Here is a 17,152-nt window from a genome sequence, read left to right as displayed (position 1 = left end):
ATAACTTGCAATAAAAAAACTGTGATTGTAATTCACAGTTTATTTTGAATTTTTAACTGTCTTAAGTACATCGGAAACAGCGTTCTTTGTACCAGCTATTACGACTTGTGATTGTAGCATATTAACGGGTTGTCCGTCAACTCCGACAACTGCTAAGCCCAATGTCTCACAAAGTACACGACCGGCTGCCAGATCCCAAGGACGCAAATAAGACATATAAATAACTTCCTGTCCTTTGAGCAAATGTTCAAAGACTAAACCAGCACAGCCTAAGACTCTTAGACCGCTACTCTTACCTACGACCTCTTGAGTATTATCGTAGTCAGCTAAAACCATTGGCGCACTGATTATGACCAGACCATCCTTTAATGTCTGGTCGATCGGAGCTGCCAATTTCCGTTCATTTTCAAAAACGCCCAGTTCCGGTCCACCATGAAAAATCTTATTCTCCATAACATTAATGATTGCACCAACAAAAGGTTTACCATCTAAATAGACACCGATCATTGATGCAAAACTATCATGGCATTTGACGAAATTCATTGTGCCGTCGATCGGATCAACAAAAAAAACTAACCCTTTCATTGACGTTACGTCATCACCGTAGCCTTCTTCACTAACGATCGTCGCATCCGGATATTGTTCCTTGATAATACCAACAACGTTCTTTTCAGTAGACTTATCAAAGTTAGTTACTAAATCATTGGGCCCTGATTTAGTGTCAATATTTTTGTTCTTGTTAACATCTTCACGAAGACTTTGGCCAACTTTTGACAACAGATCTACCAAAAAATTATCTATTTCTTGACTTGTCTCTTTCATAATGTAGCCTTACTTTCTCATTACTTGGTGTAGATTGACTTTGCTTGAATACCCGATAAATCGAATAACCTGACTCTTGCTCAAATTCTTTGTCGAGTCGACGCTGGTCCATTTTCATAGGAACTACTTTACAAAATAAACGGTACTTCTGCAGAAAATCTTCTCTATTGATCCCGTGCTCGTAAGCAGCTTCAACTGCATTGTACAAGTCGATGACTTTAACTATGTCGTCATCGCTCCATTCAGGCTCTAATGGATAACTGTAGTTTTCACGCATCGTCATACTCCCCCATTCTTATTACACTTCTAATGATACAAAAAAAGCGATGCAATTGCATCGCTTTTGCGTAATTTAAACGTGTGTAGGGTAACCGATAAGAATATCAGCTGCTTCTTGAACAGGTTCGCCCAATGTTGGATGTGGATGAATCGTTAATGCAACGTCCTCCGCATTCAATTGACAATTAACCGCCAAGCTTAATTCAGAAATCAATTCACTAGCACCAGGTCCGACAACTTGTGCACCAATGATTGTATTTGATTCTTTTTCAGCAACGATTCTTACGAATCCTTCAGCTTCATCCAATGAAACGGCACGTGCGTTTCCGGCAAATGGGAACTTAGCAACGTTTGTTTCGATTCCTTTGTCTTTAGCTTCTTCTTTAGTTAAACCAACTGAAGCAAGTTCAGGGTCAGTAAAGCAGACAGCTGGAACACCGATAAAGTCATTAGCAGTATTCTTACCTGAGATTGCACCTGCAGCAACTTTAGCTTCAAAGAAAGCTTTGTGGGCTAGAGCTGGACCAGGAACGATATCACCAACGGCATAAATGTTAGGAACTGATGTACGACCTTTTTCGTCGACTTCGATCAAACCACGATCATTAGTCTTAACGTCTGTCATTTCAATTCCGAAGTTATCTGTGTTAGGACGTCTACCAACTGTTACCATGCAGTAATCTGCAGTAACTGTTTGTTCCTTACCATCAACTTCATAAGTTACAGTAACGTCTTTGTCAGTTTCATCGGCCTTTTTAGCCATTGCGTTTGTGATAATATCTACGCCTTTAGATTCAAGGTTCTTCTTGACGATAGAAACCATGTCTTTTTCAAAGTTAGGAATGATTTGTTTTGTACCTTCAAGGATAGTTACATGTGCACCAAGGTCAGCATAAGCACCAGCTAACTCTGATCCAACATATCCACCACCGATGACAACGAATTCCTTAGGAATTTCTGGAAGGTTCAAACCACCAGTTGAGTCAATGATACGGTCGCTAAACTTAAATCCTCTGATTTCAACGGGACGGCTTCCTGTTGCCAAAATCAAGTTCTTGAACTTGATAGTTTGGCCTCCACCATTATCCATAAATTGACGAGGACCACTTGGCATTACACGTAATTGTGTATTGCTATCTAAGTAAGCTTCACCATTGATCAATTCAACTTTGTGTTTCTTAAGAAGCATGTTAACACCACTTGTCATACGATCAACAACTTGTGTTTGTTTCCATTCTTGTGTCTTTGAAAAATCAATTTCAGCACCTTGTGTTGTAATACCATAAATCGATGAATCTTTGTCTTGTTTTAATCTGTTACCTGCGGCAATAAGTGCCTTTGAAGGAACACATCCAACGTTTAGACAAACGCCACCAACTGTGTCTGATTTTTCAATAACTGCGACTGTTTGGCCATATTCTGCTGCACGAATAGCTGCAACATATCCACCAGGACCTGAACCAATAATTACTGTATCTTTTTCAACAACATTTTCTGCCATGTTTTATCTATCCCTCCATTAACAACATATCTGGATCATGTAGAAGTTTCTTCATTAAGTTCAATGCATTTTGTGCCAAAGCACCATCGATCAATCTGTGATCATAACTTAATGAAAGCTTGAGCATCTTACCAACTTGGATGTTGCCCTCTTCGTCAACATATGGTTCGTTAGCAATCTTACCAACACCTAAAATAGCACTTTCAGGTTGGTTGATAACTGGTGTAAACCAGCCACCACCGATTGAACCAACATTACTGATAGTAATTGAACCACCAGACATCTTGTCCATGCTTAGTTTGTTATCATAAGCAAGTTGTGAGTTTTCTGTGATCTCTTTGGCAATTTCAAACATGCCCTTCGAATCAGCGTTCTTGACATTTGGAACGTATAGACCATGGTCAGTGTTTGTTGCAATACCAACATTAAAGTAATGTTTGTAAACAATTTCTTGTGTAGTATCATCGATCGAAGCATTGAATTCTGGATATTCTTTCATAACAGCAACTAATGCTTTAACGATGTATGGCAAGAATGTTAGATGGATATCCTTGTCAGCAGCAATTTGTTTGTACTTCTTACGGTTAGCCATCAATGCTGAAACTTCAACATCATCGAAACTTGTAACGTGAGGAGTTCTATGTTTACTTTCAGACATTGCCTTAGCAATTGCCTTTCTAGTCATAGACATCTTTTCACGAGTTTCAAGTTCTGGTTGATCTGACTTGTAAGGTTTGATTGGTGTAGCTGTTTCTGCTGGAGCATCTGCAGCTGCAGGAGCTGCAGCTGCAGATGCAGCTGGTGCGGCTGCACCTGAGCCTGCTGCGTCGACATCAGCTTGTGTGATTTGTCCGTGCTTACCTGATGGTGTAACTGTTGAAAGGTCCACACCTTTATCACGAGCATATTGACGAACTGATGGCATTGCTAAATAGTTTTCATTAGCTGAACCAGTGGCTTCTGCTGGTGCTGCGGCAGCAGGAGCGGCTGTGTCATCTGCTGCTGGTGCAGCTTCATCAGCCTTAGCATCGTCAGCTGCAGGAGCGTCATCATCACCTGTATCAGCAGAACCGTCATCGATAACGATCAAAGTGTCACCAATTTCTACAGTATCTCCTTCTTGAGCCACGATTTGTTTAACGGTACCAGAAACTGGAGAAGGTAGTTCCTCAACTGATTTATCATTTTGGATTTCAACTAAAGAGTCATCTTCTTTAACTTCGTCTCCTTCTTTAACAAGCCAGCTAGCAACTTCACCTTCGGCCATTCCTTCACCTAATTCAGGTAGTTTAAATTTAAAGGCCATGTTTAGAACCCTTCCCTTCTATGCTTTAAAAAATTAGTAGTTTAAAATTTCGTTTGCTTTCTCGACAATTTCATCTGCGCCTGGGATCCAGTAATCTTCGGCCTGAGCAAATGGATAAACACTATTTGGAGCGGCAACTCTACCAATTGGTGCATCGAGTGAAAGGATGGCATCTTCAGCGATTGCAGATGCAACTGTAGCACCAACACCAGCCATCTTTTGAGCTTCTTGAACGATAACAACTTTGTGTGTCTTTTCAATTGACTTGAAGATTGTTTCTGTATCAATAGGTGAAACTGTTCTAAGGTCGATGACTTCAGCAGAAACTCCGTCCTTAGCTAATGTTTCAGCAGCTTTCTTAGCTTCATTAACTTCAGCACCGTAAGCTACGATAGTAATATCTGTACCTTCTTGGACAACGTTTGCTTTGTCTAATGGAACAGTATATTTACCTTCTGGAATATCATCCTTCATTGAACGATATAACTTAAGGTTTTCCATGAATAGCACTGGGTCATTGTTTTCAATTGATGAAATCAATAGTCCCTTTGCATCATATGGGTTACTTGGCATAACAACACGTAAACCTGGTGTTGATGCGAAGTAGTTTTCTAAGTTATCAGCATGCATTTCAGCCGTATGTGTACCACCACCATAAGGTGTACGGATCGTTACAGGTGATGTTTGCTTACCGTTGAAACGGAAACGCATTCTAGCTTCTTGACCAACGATTTGGTCCATAGCTTCAAATGAGAATCCCATAAATTGAATTTCAGGAATAGGACGGAATCCTTTAACACCTAAACCTGTTGCTAAACCTAAGATTCCTGATTCAGCTAATGGTGTATCGAAGACACGGTCTTCACCATATTTTTCTTGTAACCCTTGAGTTGTTCTGAAGACACCACCGTTTTTACCAACGTCTTCACCGAAGATCAATGTTTTGGGATCATCTTCTAGCATGATGTCCAAAGCATCAGTGATAGCCTTAATATAAGTCATTTTTGCCATTATTCTTTAGACTCCTTTGCTTCGAATTTTTCGATTTCTTTTCTCAATTCTGGAGTTGGAATTTCAAATGTACGTTTCAACATGTCTGAAACTTTGTCTTTAGCGACAGCATCTGCTTCCTTGATAGCGTCCTTGAATGAGTTCTTATATTCTTCAACAAGTTTGTCTTCTTGTTCATCTGACCAAAGTCCCTTGTCTTCAAGAACCTTTCTCAAACGAATGAGAGGATCCTTTTCATGCCAAGGTTTCACGTCTTCTTCAGTTCTGTAACGTGATGGGTCATCACCAGCACTTGAGTGAGCACCGTAACGATATGTTAATGTTTCGATCATTACAGGACCATTTCCAGCAACAATATAATCACGAGCTGCTTTAGCAACTGTGTAACATGCCAAGATATCCATACCATCTACTTGAACACTTGGGATACCAGCAGCAACTGCTTTTTGAGCTAACGATGGAGCAGCTGTTTGCTTATGTCTTGGTGTAGAAATAGCGAAACCATTATTTTGAACAATGAATAAAGTTGGTGTTTGGAATGCACCAGCGAAGTTCATTCCTTCGTAACTATCACCTTGTGAAGTACCACCATCACCAGTATAAGTAAAGGCAATTGTGTCTTCTTCTTTGTTCTTCTTGATACCAAGACCAACACCGGCAGCTTCATCAAATGCAGCACCGATAATGATTTGTGGCATCATTGCATTAGCGTTGTACTCGTTACCAACAACATGTCCTCTTGACCACAAGTAAGCTTCAGTTACTGTAGCACCATGTTGAATTAGTTGAGGAAGATCACGATAAGCAGGTAATAGGTAGTCTTGCTTCTTCATAGCTAAGACTGTACCCATTTCTGATGCTTCCTCACCTTCAGTAGGAGCATAAAATCCCATACGTCCTTGACGTGAGAAGTTCATAGTTTGTTCGTGCAATGCACGTTCCCAAACCATCTTCTTCATAAATTCAACTAAGTCATCATCAGAGAATGAGTCAAAAGCTGCTTGATCTACAACTTTTGAATTTTCATCCAAAATCTGAATTGGCTTAGGCAAATTTGCCAAGTCTTTCTTAATTGCTTCAAAATCAACAACTGATTTATTTGCCATTATTCACATTCCTTCCATAAAAAGCTAAAACACTCACAGAAAAACTGTAAGGGTTTTCAATACCTTTAGTTTATCATTTTTAAACGAAAACACAAGGTAATTTCTGTAACCTTTTCATTTTTTAATTTAAGTCTATTTCGTTATCAGATTTTCCATTTTGTAATTCATCGAGCATGGAGTCCAACGAAATGGTTGCCATGTTCTTTACAGCCGTAGTTGTGTAAAAAGCAATATGTGGTGAAATAATGAACTTAGGATTATCGATCATATTTGATAAAAGTTCGTCATTTAGTGGTTCACCACTATGATCTGCGTTGAAAATACCCACTTCGTTTTCATAAACATCCAACACTGCACCAGCTAGTTTTCCTGAAACTACAGCATCGTAAAGGTCGGCAGTCTTGATCAAGTCACCACGACCTGTATTTACAACGATGGCATTGTCTTTCATATTGGCAATAGTATCTTTATTGATAACAGTATTGCCTTTACCCAAGCTAGGCAGATGAAGTGTTACAACATCTGATTGTTTGAGTAATTCTTCTAGTGAATCAACGTAAAGTCCTTGTTTTTCGATATCCTCATTATGGAACTTATCAAAAGCAATCACTTTAGCGCCAAATCCTTGATAGATCTTGATCGCTGCACGACCAATACGACCAGTTCCTGCAACACCAACAGTCAGTTCATTCAGTTCACGGCCGATGTCAGGAGCCCACAAGAAGTTATGCTTGTCGACTTTTCTGATCATTGATTTCATACTTCTTAACAAAATCATTAAGCCAGTCACTGAATATTCGGCAATTGCCGTTGGCGAATAACTTGGTACGTTAGTTAACTTGATATCATTTTTCTTAAGTGCATCAAAAGGTACATTGTCGACACCAACGTTTCTCAACGACATGACGTGAATTCCGAATTCATTCATCTTGTCAAAAATTGCTGGATCATAAGGTAATTGTTGATAACAAACTACCCCGTCATAACCTTTTGCTTGTTCAATTGTTTCAGGATTCAATAAATCAGATACGATCTTAACTTCAATGTTATTGTTCTTCGACCATTCCTCAATGTAAGGTCTTTCATCTTCTCTAACACCATAGTCAATAAGCTTCATAAATTAATGCCTCCAAGAATCAATTTTTTAATACAACTTAATAATAATCAGTTTCTTAGACTAATCCAACCCACTTTGCGAATATTGGCACAACTAAGTCAGTTACGACGCCAATTACCACTAGTGAGATCGATGCCATTGCACCTTGGATCGAACCTAGTTGAACTGCCTTAGCAGAACCAACTGTTTTTCCGGAAGTACCTAGACCTAAACCAACTCCGATGGGATCTTTTTGAAGCCGGAATAATTTAACTAGTTGATCACCTAATGCTAAGATGATCACGGCATTCAAGATACATGTCATCGCTGTGATGGCAGGTTCTCCGCCGATACCGGCAGCCAGTGGCATAGCGATAGCCGTTGTAGCTGATGATGGCAGTAGTGATGCGATAACTTTGTCAGACAAGCCCATGGCTTTAGTAGCTGCATAAATGACTGCAAGCGAAATAAATAGACCAATGATCAACGCTAACAACAACTCAAGCCAATATTTTTTAACCAGGTCATTACGTTTGTAAAGTGGAACTGCAAACGCAATCGTGGCTGGACTTAACATCCAAAACAAGAAATTAGCACCAATATGATTATTAGTACCTCCTTGCCAATAAGCATCATATACTGCGGCAGGCGATGCACCGGTTAAATGCTGGATCGTCCATAAAGTAAAAATCCCTAAGACCATTCCCACAAATAATGGTTGAAATAAGAAAAAGCCTTTGGATTTACGGAATAAAAATACACCGATCAAATAAACTACGATCGAAACAAAAATACCGAAAAACGAATTGTTAATTATTGCCATCATTGACCTCCTGAGTATCGCTAGCATTATTATTTCCTCGGATCTTGGAGCTGATCATAATAATGAACTTAGCGGTGTAAGATATTACGACTAATAACACGATCGTTGAGATGATAATGGCAAGGATCAACATCACGCCATCAGATTTAATAATTTCCAGATGGGTATACAGCTGGACTCCTGAAGGAACAAATAAGAATCCAATGATACTGATCAAGAAAGTAGACATTTGCTCAACCTGATGCAATTTGACGATCTTTGTTGTTAATAAAAAGTACAATATTAGCAATCCCCAGACAGGTGCTGGAACTGGGAATGATTCAGGCATGTACATTGCAAGAATATTAGAAACAAATAATACAGACACAAAAATTGCAATTTGAACCAAAATATTAGAAGGTTCCTTTTTCTCCTCCTTTCCTACAGCTGACTTTTTTTTCGAGTCATCCATAAAAGCCCTCTCCCTTTACTATGTATTTATGTAACCGCATACATTTGGCACATAAAAAGAGCTTATCATACATTCACAAGTTATGGGAACTAGAAATTCACAAATAAATCATATTTAAATTGTAAAAAAATTGGCAAACTATTTTATAATAGAGATACTATGTAATAACTAGACATTATTGGAGGTCAATATGTATTTAATGAAAGATATCGTCCGTGATGGCGATCCCGTATTAAGAAAAGTTAGTGAAAATGTGATCTTTCCACTTAGTGACGAAGATAAGCAACTTGCTCACGATATGATGGAGTACTTAGTTAACAGTCAGGATGAAAAAATCGCTGAAAAACATCAGCTCCGTGCCGGTGTCGGATTAGCTGCTCCGCAAGTTGGTGTTTCAAAGATGATGGCTAGCGTGCTAGTTCCTAATGAGGAAGATCCTGAAAAGCCACTTTTGAAAATCACCTTGATCAACCCAGTCATTGTTCGTAACTCAGTTCAAAATGCAGCTCTTGAACAAGGCGAAGGATGTTTGTCAGTTGATCAAGATGTCCCTGGCTTCGTGCCTCGTTCCGACCGTATTACCATCAAATATGACGACTTTGACGGAAATTCACAAACTCTGAGAGTCCGTGACTACCCTGCCATCGTTTGCCAACACGAAATCGATCATTTAAATGGTCATTTATACTACGACAAGATCAACAAAAAGAACCCATTTGAGATCGATCCTAGTACAGTAGTTATTTCCTAAGACAAGTCTTTCAGGTCAGTCGATTAAGTATACTTACAAATATTTATATGTTAAAATTGTGGTACTTGTTGATTACTCAACCAAATGGACTGAAAAAGGCCGGATCAAAGCCGTTTATACTTTGCCTGGCTGTACTCAAAAGGAGAATTTATAGTGATATACAAAGTTTTATATCAAGAAAAGAAACAAGATAACCCCCGTCGTGAATACACACATTCACTATACATGGATGCTGAATCAAGCATCGATGTACGTGAAACAGTTGAAAAAAAAACAAATTATGATATCGAATTGATTCAAGAGCTTGACGAAAAGCATCTTGAATATGAACAAAAGAGTCCTAATTTCAAATTAACGGAGTTTTAGTTAATGACTCTAAACGTTAAAAATAACGAAGTTTCAGTTTTTGCCATTGGGGGCCTTGGCGAAATCGGAAAGAATATGTATGGGGTTGAATACCAAGATGAATTGATCATCATTGATGCTGGTATTAAATTCCCTGAAGATGAACTACTAGGGATTGATTATGTCATTTCCGACTACAGTTACCTCGTAGAACATCAAGATAAAATTAAAGGTCTATTCATTACCCACGGACATGAAGACCACATTGGTGGGATTCCTTATTTGCTTAAGCAATTACCAAATATCCCAGTTTATGCTGGTCCTTTAGCCTGTGCGTTGATCAAAGGTAAGCTGGAAGAACATGGCTTATTACAATCAACCAAATTAAATGTTTTAAGTGAAGATTCAGTAATCAAATTTCCCAAAACAAGCGTAACATTCTTCAGAACTACTCACTCTATCCCTGATACTTTAGGCGTTGCGGTCCATACGCCTGAAGGAGTCATCGTTGAGACTGGAGATTTCAAGTTTGACTTAACCCCTGTTGCTGGCTTGCCATCACCTAACTTACAAAAGATGGCTGCCCTAGGCTCAGAAGGTGTCCTACTTTTGATGTCAGATAGTACTAACGCTGAGATTCCAACTTTTTCAAAATCTGAACGATCAGTTGGATTAACGATCCATCAAATATTTGAAACGCTCAAAGGACGAATCATTTTCGCTACTTTCGCTTCAAATATTTATCGTATTTCTCAAGCAGTCGATGCTGCTATGAAAGAAAACCGTAAAATTGCTGTCTTTGGACGTAGTATGGAACAAGCAATCGAAAATGGTCGTGAGTTAGGATACTTAAATATTCCTGACGATATGCTCATGGACGTACACGAATTGAATCATACTCCAGCAAATGAAACTCTGATCCTCTGTACTGGTTCTCAAGGTGAACCATTAGCAGCTCTGAGTAGAATTGCCAATGGCACTCACCGTCAGATCAGTATCCAACCTGGAGATACCGTTATTTTCTCAAGTAATCCTATCCCTGGTAATACGATCAGTGTTAACCATTTGATCAACCAACTTTCTGAAGCTGGTGCCGAAGTAATTCACGGTAAAGTTAATAACATTCACGCATCTGGTCACGGTGGTCAAACGGAACAAGAATTGATGCTTCGTTTAATGAAGCCTAAATTCTTTATGCCGATCCACGGTGAATATCGAATGCTCAAGATCCATACTGAACTAGCTCAATTGTGTGGAGTTCCGGAAGAGAATACTTTCATTCTCGAGAATGGTGATGTTCTCGCCTTGACCAAAGACTCATGTCGCCGGGCAGGTCACTTTCCTGCTGGTGACGTATATGTCGATGGTAAAGGTGTTGGTGATATTGGAAACGTCGTTATCCACGATCGTCAACTTCTTTCTGAGGAAGGTATGGTAGTTGTAGTCGCCACGATCGATTACAAGAAACATATCGTCTTGGCCGGTCCAGATATTTTATCTCGTGGTTTTGTATACATGCGTGAATCAGGCGAATTGATCAACCAAGCACAAAAGCGTGTTTTCCACTTGATCAAGAACGCTTTTGATGATGAAGAAGTCAAAGTATCTGAAGCACATCTGAAACGAATTATTATTGATGGACTTCAAGATTTCTTGTACAAACGTACAGCCAGAAATCCTGTCATCCTTCCAATGTTAATTTCAACTTCAACCTAGCAGATCATTTGATCTGCTTTTTTTATTGGAAACGAGTTGAAGAAGATAGCCGCCTCCGGTTTAGTTGCTTTCAGCGACCCCTGCTTCGCAGCGTTCTTTGCTGAAACCATCTAAATCCTCAGCAGCTGACCATCTCCTTCCACTCTCTTATCTGAAACGAGTTACAGAAGATAGCCGCCTCCGGTTTAGTTGCTTTCAGCGACCTCTGCTTCGCAGCGCTCTTTGCTGAAACCATCTAAATCCTCAGCAGCTGATCATCTTCTTCCACTCTCTTTTATTTTTTCGGGGGAAAATTATGGCTAAAGTCAAAAAGTTAGAAATACTCTTCAACCAAAAAGCTGGTAATGGTCAATCGAACACTACCTGCAAAAAGATTCAGGCATTTCTCGACAGAAAACAAATCAACTATCAAATTCATAAAACCATGGCCGACGGTGACGGCATCCGTATCGCTCGCGAATTAGCTGATGGACTATCTAACGATCAAATGATCTTAGTCATTGGTGGCGATGGCACGTTAAATCAGGCTCTTAACGGCGTCAAGATCTCGCAGTATCCGCAAACGCCGATTGCTTACATTCCTAGTGGTTCAGGTAATGACTTTAGTCGTGGTGTCAAGATCAAACGTGAAGACCCAACGATATTGTTACAAAGAATATTAGCAATGTCTCAACCAGTTGAGATCGATGTGGCAAAAGCTACTGATTTGAAAACCGACCGGATCAAATATTTTGTCAATAACATCGGCATGGGATTCGACGCTAGCGCTGTGTATTACACCAATCATTCAAAAAGAAAAAATGTGCTTAATTCTTTAAAATTAGGTACTTTAGCTTACGTTTCCAGTTTGGTCAAAGTGATACGGCTACAAAAAGGATTCGATATCGATGTCTTGATCAATGGTAAAACAAAACATTTCGATAATGCTTATATAGTTACTGCTACTAACCATCCCTACTTCGGTGGAGGCATTGCCATAGATCCCAAGGCAGACCCATTCGATCATAAACTGGATTTGGTAGTCGTCAACAAAATCACTGGAACTACCTTTGTAAAATTATTCGTCAAACTATTGACTGATGGTTCCCATTTGGATGATCAAAATGTCTGGCATATTCAACAACCAACATTTACTATTTATGATCATCAACCAGAACAAGGCCAAATGGATGGCGAAGAATTGGGTGAACATCGTTTTGAGTATAAATTTGAATCAGATAGTCACCTGTTCTGGTTACCTGTTACGGGTAACTAAAAAGACGATGATGAATTTCTTTATGATAAGAAATTCATCATCGTCTTTTTTATCTCAATAAACTTGGCAAATCCGAAATATCGATAAATTGTCCATTTGCCAACTTTATGGAGCAGCATCAAAAAAATCCGAGGATTGTTTGAAATAAATCCACTTTTTTTTAGATATACAACTATGTTTAATAATTAGTAATTCTTTTTACTGAATCATTTTGATTTGTTGATACTCTTCATAAAATCATAAGGCTTAACGCCATCCATCCCGATCATCGGATCAATTGAGTTAGCCATAATTTTATCCATCGTCAAATTGTCATCTTCTACCGACTGATCATTCTCGTCTTCCAATATTTGATCTGGCTCATCGTTAGAATCATCAATTTTGGGACTTGCAGCAGCTTTTGCCTGTACGATTGGCTTCTTGAAGACATTACTTAAGCGTTCTTTAAGTGAGGTATTTCGTTCACTCGATTTATCAGTTATGGCTCTAGAGAAGGCTGAGCGATCTCCGACCATGATCAATAATTTTTTAGAGCGGGTGATCGCAGTGTAAAGTAAATTCCTTCGCAGCATTCGCGATTCTTCGTTAACTAAAGGCAAAATCACTACTTCAAACTCTGAACCTTGTGCCTTGTGGATCGAAGTACAATAAGCCAAAGCAATGTTAGTCCAATCTTTCCGATCTAAAACAACTTCATTGCCATCAAAGTCGATCACTATTTGATCGACTTTTTCTTTATTTTCTTTTGCTAAAATGATCCCAACTATCATACCGATCTCGCCATTAAAGACATTGTCCTCTGGCGAATTGACCAAATAAACGACTTTATCTTTAATTCGATAATGAACATTCCCGATTGAAACTTCTTTACGCTTTTGCGTCATGGGATTGACCACATTTTGAATGGTGGCATTTAAATTGTCTATTCCCGCCATTCCACGATACATTGGCGCTAGGATCTGGACATCTGAGATGTTATAACCATTCTCGGCTGATTTAGTAATAATTTGCGAGACAGCATCAGGGATATCACGACTACTCCGAGCAACAAAACTACGATCAGCTTTTTTAGCAAAGATCTCATCGTCAACGATCCCTTGATTAATGTCATGTGCCAGTTGAATTATGGAGGAATCGTCGTCGACACGATGGATCTCAGTCAAAATCGTGCTGGCAAAAACATCACTAGCTATCATATCGGCAAAAATTTGACCGGGACCTACGGAAGGCAATTGATCTCTATCACCCACCAAAATAACTTGCGTTCCTGGTTGCACAGCATCGATCAACGTTCTGAATAATCGCGTATCGACCATTGACATCTCATCGATGATCAACAGCTTGCAATCTAATGTTGGTTCCGCATATTCATCGTCCTCAGTTCCTGTCAAACCCAACAAACGGTGGATCGTCATCGCTGGTAGACCAGTAGTCTCCCCCATATGCTTAGCAGCTCGACCAGTTGGAGCTGCCAAAGCAATCGAGTAATTTTCATCGGAAGGATCTAACGTTGCATCATTCAAGCGTGAATACATCGCAACTATCCCGTTAATGATCGTCGTCTTTCCAGTTCCTGGACCACCAGTTAGAAGAAAGACTGAATTATTTAAAGCTGATTGAATAGCTTTTTGCTGAGACTGATCATAAGTAACTTTGAATTTCTGTTGAACTTCTTTGAGGTTCTTCTGATATTCTTTATCGCTCCACTCACGGTCTTGGAAAGTATCACTGATCATCTTCAGTGATTGAGCGATCGACCATTCACTATCGTAAATAGCCTTTTCATAAATCTTAGAATCATCAACGATCAGCTGACCTGATTGGACTAATTCCTTCAGACAGCTCTCAATTTTATCCGGTAAATCGTCGCCAGTATTACGATTTCGCAAAGTTTTCATTGCTTCTCGAAACAAGACATCATGAACAACGAACGAATCTCCGGTCTCATTGACGATATTGTCGACAACTTGAACTAGAGCGCCTTTGATCCGTCGAGGGTCATCATCAGGTATTCCTAGCTGTCTAGCTAATTCGTCAGCTCGTTTAAAACCAATACCTTTGATCTCTAAAACGAGCTTATAAGGGTCTTCACTGATCTTATCTAAAGTATTAGCTCCATAATGCTGATAGATCCTAGCGGACAAAACATTCCCAAAACCATAGTTACTAAGTTGAAACAAAGTTTGTTCCGCCTGATTAGAATTAGAAATTTGATCAACGACTTGTTGAGTCTTCTCTTTACCCAATTTTAAAAAATCGAGCGCATGTGGATCATGCATGATCTTATCGATAGCATCATCACCCAATTTGTCAACGATCTTCTCAGCAGTCTTCTTACCAACGCCAGGAAATTCATCTCCAGAAAAAAAACTGATCAATTCTTTACGACCGCTAGGACGGCTGTGATGGTAAGTCTCAGCCTGGAATTGCTTACCATATTTAGGGTGGTCGACTAAATGACCAACAAATTTATATTCTTCCTCTTCAGAAATCTCACCAAAACTACCAGTAATTACAATATCTTTGCCATCCCAGTCAGTATTAGTCTTCTTGATCTTGATCGTGAAGATTTTAAAAAGATTCTCCGGATTTTCAAAAAAAATGGCTTTCACAGTCCCAATAAAATATTGACTATTTTCCTCGGTCATCGTTACCTCCATTTTCTCTTAAAAATTTTTGCAGATCAGACAATTTCTTCTCGTGTTCAACGAAATATTTCTCATCCAAAGATTTAGCCTTTTCTAAATAAAATTGGTAATCTTTTCCCAAATTCATCAAACAAATAGCAATATTGAAATAGTATTTAGCAACAGGCTTAAGTTTGAGAGCCTTCTGATAAAAATCGATCGAAGACTCAAAATTACCGTTGGTCATTAACAAATCGGCCAGCAGTTCATTGGACAGCGCATCCTTAGGTGCCTTCTCGACCGCCGTCAGCGCAAAAGCAATCGCCAAATTAGCATGACCTTGTTGATTCAGCGTCTTAGCTTTCATATAGTAAGCTTGAAAACCATAATCGGCACTGATCAAGCGATCAAAAATCTCACCAGCTCGATCAAACTTATCTGCTAAATAATAGACATTCCCCAAATTGTATAACAAGTCATTATTATCTGGAAATAAAGTCAAGGAGCGAGCCAACAATTCCTCAGCTTGCTCCAGATCATTCACATCAACCAAGCTAGCTGAAAGCTCCAAAATAACATCCAGCTGCCTATTATCTTTATTTAATTTAGCAACGAGCTCTTGAATATGGGCTCGCTTAACTTCTTCTTGACTACTCATTTACTACCTCAGATCGTATCAGTACTAGATAATTTCTTATTTAAAAATTTAGTCTCGTTCCATTTCACAAGTGAATAATGACCATTATCGTATTTCAAATGAGTCAAACTAGAATTAGACAAACCGCCATTCTTACGCAAATCAGCAATCGAAGTACCCAATAAAGCTTGGATCATAGCCACCAAAGCAGCACCATGACTCACCAACAACAAACAAGCATCATCATGATACTCCGAAACGATTTTATTGATAGCAGCATTCGACCGCTCAATAACAGACTCAAAAGATTCACCATGGATCTTAGCAGCATCATATTTCTCAGGTTCTTCACGAAAAGCATGAATAACATCAGGGATCTGCTTCTCCAAATCAACAAAACGCTGCCCTTCCATATCGCCCAAATCAAACTCTTTCAATCCATCAACTTCAGTCAAAGGAATCTTCTTACCAAGATCATCCAACAAAAGTTCAGCAGTCCGCTTAGCGCGCAAAATAGGACTAGTATAAGCATGCTGAAAAGGAATATCCTTCAACCGGTGAGCCAACAGCTTAATATCGTCAATACTCTCAGGTAACAAAGGAGAATCCCCATGACTACCTTGATACTTACCTTCCAAATTCCACTGCGTCTTACCATGTCGAACAAAATACAAATCCATCATCATACCTCTTATAGTTGTAATACTACAATTATGGAGATAATCACCCCATTTTTCAAGTCCAAGCCCCGTCAACAGAAAAGAAAGATACGCAACTAAACAACAATCATTGAATAAACGTAAGAAAAAGAAAAAAGACGAGCCAAAAGCAAGGGTACAAGTGAAACGAGTACGCGAGCAAGAAACGAATAAATAGAGAAAATAGAAAACAGAAGAACTAGGCAAGAGTGCAAGGAACGAGCACGCGAGCAAGAAGCGAAAGTAAGAGAAAAAAAGTTTTAACATATCTAACCAACCAAGAAAAGAAGAAATCAACAGCAATGTAAGCCAGGAAACAAAATGAGCGGAGCAAAGTCCCGCGAACCGAAAAAAGAGTAAGTAATCTAGAAAGAGAATATATCCTAATAAGAAAAGGAAGCACCTACTCCCACCAGAATAGATAAGGCCTGAGATAGACATGTGAGAAATAGGACGAGCAAACAGTGCCAATTTGTACAAAATAGATCTGTAAATCTCAACCAGGGGGGGATTATTTCACTATCTAGACGGAGGGGCCCGGGGATACAGCCCTCAGCCGCCAAATTCCTCTTGGCGACGCAGGAGCTTAGAGGAAGACTCGTATTTGAGATTGTTCGGGCGAACTTCCCGAATAAGCTCAAATCGACGTCGTGAGGCAGATTTTTCAACCGGACAGTTTAAATATAATAATTTCTTAAGCAGCCATTTCTGACTTTTCTCTCATTTCT

Annotated in this window: 16 protein-coding genes; 4 read left to right on the top strand and 12 right to left on the bottom strand. The window is 39.3% G+C overall.

Annotated elements, in window-relative coordinates; genetic code table 11:
- Positions 1 to 39 precede the first annotated feature (39 nt).
- From EKM78_RS00080 to EKM78_RS00040, 9 genes are all read right to left on the bottom strand, one after another.
- Positions 40 to 822, bottom strand: coding sequence for an inositol monophosphatase family protein (locus tag EKM78_RS00080; protein WP_125767739.1), 783 nt, complete (start codon positions 820 to 822; stop codon positions 40 to 42).
- Positions 794 to 1,099 (bottom strand): UPF0223 family protein, encoded by a 306-nt coding sequence (locus EKM78_RS00075; RefSeq protein WP_125767737.1) that lies wholly within the window; start codon positions 1,097 to 1,099, stop codon positions 794 to 796. The genes EKM78_RS00080 and EKM78_RS00075 overlap by 29 nt, the downstream gene beginning before the upstream one ends.
- 75 nt (positions 1,100 to 1,174) lie before the next feature.
- Positions 1,175 to 2,602: a dihydrolipoyl dehydrogenase gene (lpdA, locus tag EKM78_RS00070; RefSeq protein ID WP_125767736.1), complete on the bottom strand. Its 1,428-nt coding sequence runs from the start codon at positions 2,600 to 2,602 to the stop codon at positions 1,175 to 1,177.
- Between the two features lie 7 nt (positions 2,603 to 2,609).
- On the bottom strand, positions 2,610 to 3,908 hold the full coding sequence (locus EKM78_RS00065) for a 2-oxo acid dehydrogenase subunit E2 (protein WP_125767734.1): 1,299 nt from the start codon (positions 3,906 to 3,908) through the stop codon (positions 2,610 to 2,612).
- Between the two features lie 33 nt (positions 3,909 to 3,941).
- Positions 3,942 to 4,919, bottom strand: coding sequence for an alpha-ketoacid dehydrogenase subunit beta (locus EKM78_RS00060; RefSeq protein WP_125767732.1), 978 nt, complete (start codon positions 4,917 to 4,919; stop codon positions 3,942 to 3,944).
- Positions 4,919 to 6,025, bottom strand: coding sequence for a thiamine pyrophosphate-dependent dehydrogenase E1 component subunit alpha (locus EKM78_RS00055; protein WP_125767730.1), 1,107 nt, complete (start codon positions 6,023 to 6,025; stop codon positions 4,919 to 4,921). The genes EKM78_RS00060 and EKM78_RS00055 overlap by 1 nt, the downstream gene beginning before the upstream one ends.
- A gap of 121 nt (positions 6,026 to 6,146) precedes the next feature.
- Entirely contained in the window at positions 6,147 to 7,142 is a 996-nt protein-coding gene (locus EKM78_RS00050; RefSeq protein WP_125767728.1) for a D-2-hydroxyacid dehydrogenase, read from the bottom strand.
- A 55-nt stretch (positions 7,143 to 7,197) separates the two neighbouring features.
- Complete coding sequence (locus EKM78_RS00045; RefSeq protein ID WP_125767726.1) at positions 7,198 to 7,947, bottom strand: LrgB family protein; 750 nt, start codon at positions 7,945 to 7,947, stop codon at positions 7,198 to 7,200.
- A complete protein-coding gene (locus EKM78_RS00040; RefSeq protein ID WP_125767724.1) occupies positions 7,931 to 8,395 on the bottom strand; it encodes a CidA/LrgA family protein in 465 nt (154 codons plus the stop codon). The genes EKM78_RS00045 and EKM78_RS00040 overlap by 17 nt, the downstream gene beginning before the upstream one ends.
- A gap of 190 nt (positions 8,396 to 8,585) precedes the next feature.
- Between EKM78_RS00040 and def the strand changes: the two genes are divergently transcribed.
- The 4 genes from def to EKM78_RS00020 all read left to right on the top strand — a co-directional run bounded on the left by def (position 8,586) and on the right by EKM78_RS00020 (position 12,462).
- Positions 8,586 to 9,146, top strand: coding sequence for a peptide deformylase (gene def, locus EKM78_RS00035; RefSeq protein WP_125767722.1), 561 nt, complete (start codon positions 8,586 to 8,588; stop codon positions 9,144 to 9,146).
- A 153-nt stretch (positions 9,147 to 9,299) separates the two neighbouring features.
- Positions 9,300 to 9,512 carry a DNA-directed RNA polymerase subunit epsilon gene (locus EKM78_RS00030; protein WP_125767720.1) on the top strand — a complete coding sequence of 71 codons (213 nt, stop codon included), beginning with the start codon at positions 9,300 to 9,302 and terminating at the stop codon, positions 9,510 to 9,512.
- 3 nt (positions 9,513 to 9,515) lie between these two features.
- Positions 9,516 to 11,207 (top strand): ribonuclease J1, encoded by a 1,692-nt coding sequence (gene rnjA / locus EKM78_RS00025; RefSeq protein ID WP_125767718.1) that lies wholly within the window; start codon positions 9,516 to 9,518, stop codon positions 11,205 to 11,207.
- Positions 11,208 to 11,502: 295 nt separating this feature from the next.
- Positions 11,503 to 12,462, top strand: a complete 960-nt coding sequence (locus tag EKM78_RS00020) for a diacylglycerol/lipid kinase family protein (protein WP_125767716.1) — start codon at positions 11,503 to 11,505, stop codon at positions 12,460 to 12,462.
- 206 nt (positions 12,463 to 12,668) lie between these two features.
- Here the strand turns inward: EKM78_RS00020 and recD2 are convergent, their stop codons facing one another.
- From recD2 to EKM78_RS00005, 3 genes are read right to left on the bottom strand one after another with little or no spacing between them, the layout of a single operon-like run.
- A complete protein-coding gene (gene recD2, locus EKM78_RS00015; protein WP_125767714.1) occupies positions 12,669 to 15,110 on the bottom strand; it encodes an SF1B family DNA helicase RecD2 in 2,442 nt (813 codons plus the stop codon).
- Positions 15,094 to 15,747, bottom strand: coding sequence for a tetratricopeptide repeat protein (locus EKM78_RS00010; RefSeq protein ID WP_125767712.1), 654 nt, complete (start codon positions 15,745 to 15,747; stop codon positions 15,094 to 15,096). The genes recD2 and EKM78_RS00010 overlap by 17 nt, the downstream gene beginning before the upstream one ends.
- An 8-nt stretch (positions 15,748 to 15,755) precedes the next feature.
- Positions 15,756 to 16,409 (bottom strand): histidine phosphatase family protein, encoded by a 654-nt coding sequence (locus EKM78_RS00005; RefSeq protein WP_164507112.1) that lies wholly within the window; start codon positions 16,407 to 16,409, stop codon positions 15,756 to 15,758.
- Between the last annotated feature and the right edge of the window lie 743 nt (positions 16,410 to 17,152).

The organism is Companilactobacillus furfuricola (assembly GCF_003946325.1).
Classification (GTDB): domain Bacteria; phylum Bacillota; class Bacilli; order Lactobacillales; family Lactobacillaceae; genus Companilactobacillus; species Companilactobacillus furfuricola.
This window is presented reverse-complemented; position numbering and strand designations above follow the sequence as displayed.

Bases quoted from the DNA above. Each gene is read 5' to 3' on its own strand.
- EKM78_RS00080 (WP_125767739.1), bottom strand. From the start codon at position 822: ATGAAAGAGACAAGTCAAGAAATAGATAATTTTTTGGTAGATCTGTTG.
- EKM78_RS00075 (WP_125767737.1), bottom strand. From the start codon at position 1,099: ATGCGTGAAAACTACAGTTATCCATTAGAGCCTGAATGGAGCGATGAC.
- lpdA (WP_125767736.1), bottom strand. From the start codon at position 2,602: ATGGCAGAAAATGTTGTTGAAAAAGATACAGTAATTATTGGTTCAGGT.
- EKM78_RS00065 (WP_125767734.1), bottom strand. From the start codon at position 3,908: ATGGCCTTTAAATTTAAACTACCTGAATTAGGTGAAGGAATGGCCGAA.
- EKM78_RS00060 (WP_125767732.1), bottom strand. From the start codon at position 4,919: ATGGCAAAAATGACTTATATTAAGGCTATCACTGATGCTTTGGACATC.
- EKM78_RS00055 (WP_125767730.1), bottom strand. From the start codon at position 6,025: ATGGCAAATAAATCAGTTGTTGATTTTGAAGCAATTAAGAAAGACTTG.
- EKM78_RS00050 (WP_125767728.1), bottom strand. From the start codon at position 7,142: ATGAAGCTTATTGACTATGGTGTTAGAGAAGATGAAAGACCTTACATT.
- EKM78_RS00045 (WP_125767726.1), bottom strand. From the start codon at position 7,947: ATGATGGCAATAATTAACAATTCGTTTTTCGGTATTTTTGTTTCGATC.
- EKM78_RS00040 (WP_125767724.1), bottom strand. From the start codon at position 8,395: ATGGATGACTCGAAAAAAAAGTCAGCTGTAGGAAAGGAGGAGAAAAAG.
- def (WP_125767722.1), top strand. From the start codon at position 8,586: ATGTATTTAATGAAAGATATCGTCCGTGATGGCGATCCCGTATTAAGA.
- rnjA (WP_125767718.1), top strand. From the start codon at position 9,516: ATGACTCTAAACGTTAAAAATAACGAAGTTTCAGTTTTTGCCATTGGG.
- EKM78_RS00020 (WP_125767716.1), top strand. From the start codon at position 11,503: ATGGCTAAAGTCAAAAAGTTAGAAATACTCTTCAACCAAAAAGCTGGT.
- recD2 (WP_125767714.1), bottom strand. From the start codon at position 15,110: ATGACCGAGGAAAATAGTCAATATTTTATTGGGACTGTGAAAGCCATT.
- EKM78_RS00010 (WP_125767712.1), bottom strand. From the start codon at position 15,747: ATGAGTAGTCAAGAAGAAGTTAAGCGAGCCCATATTCAAGAGCTCGTT.
- EKM78_RS00005 (WP_164507112.1), bottom strand. From the start codon at position 16,409: ATGATGGATTTGTATTTTGTTCGACATGGTAAGACGCAGTGGAATTTG.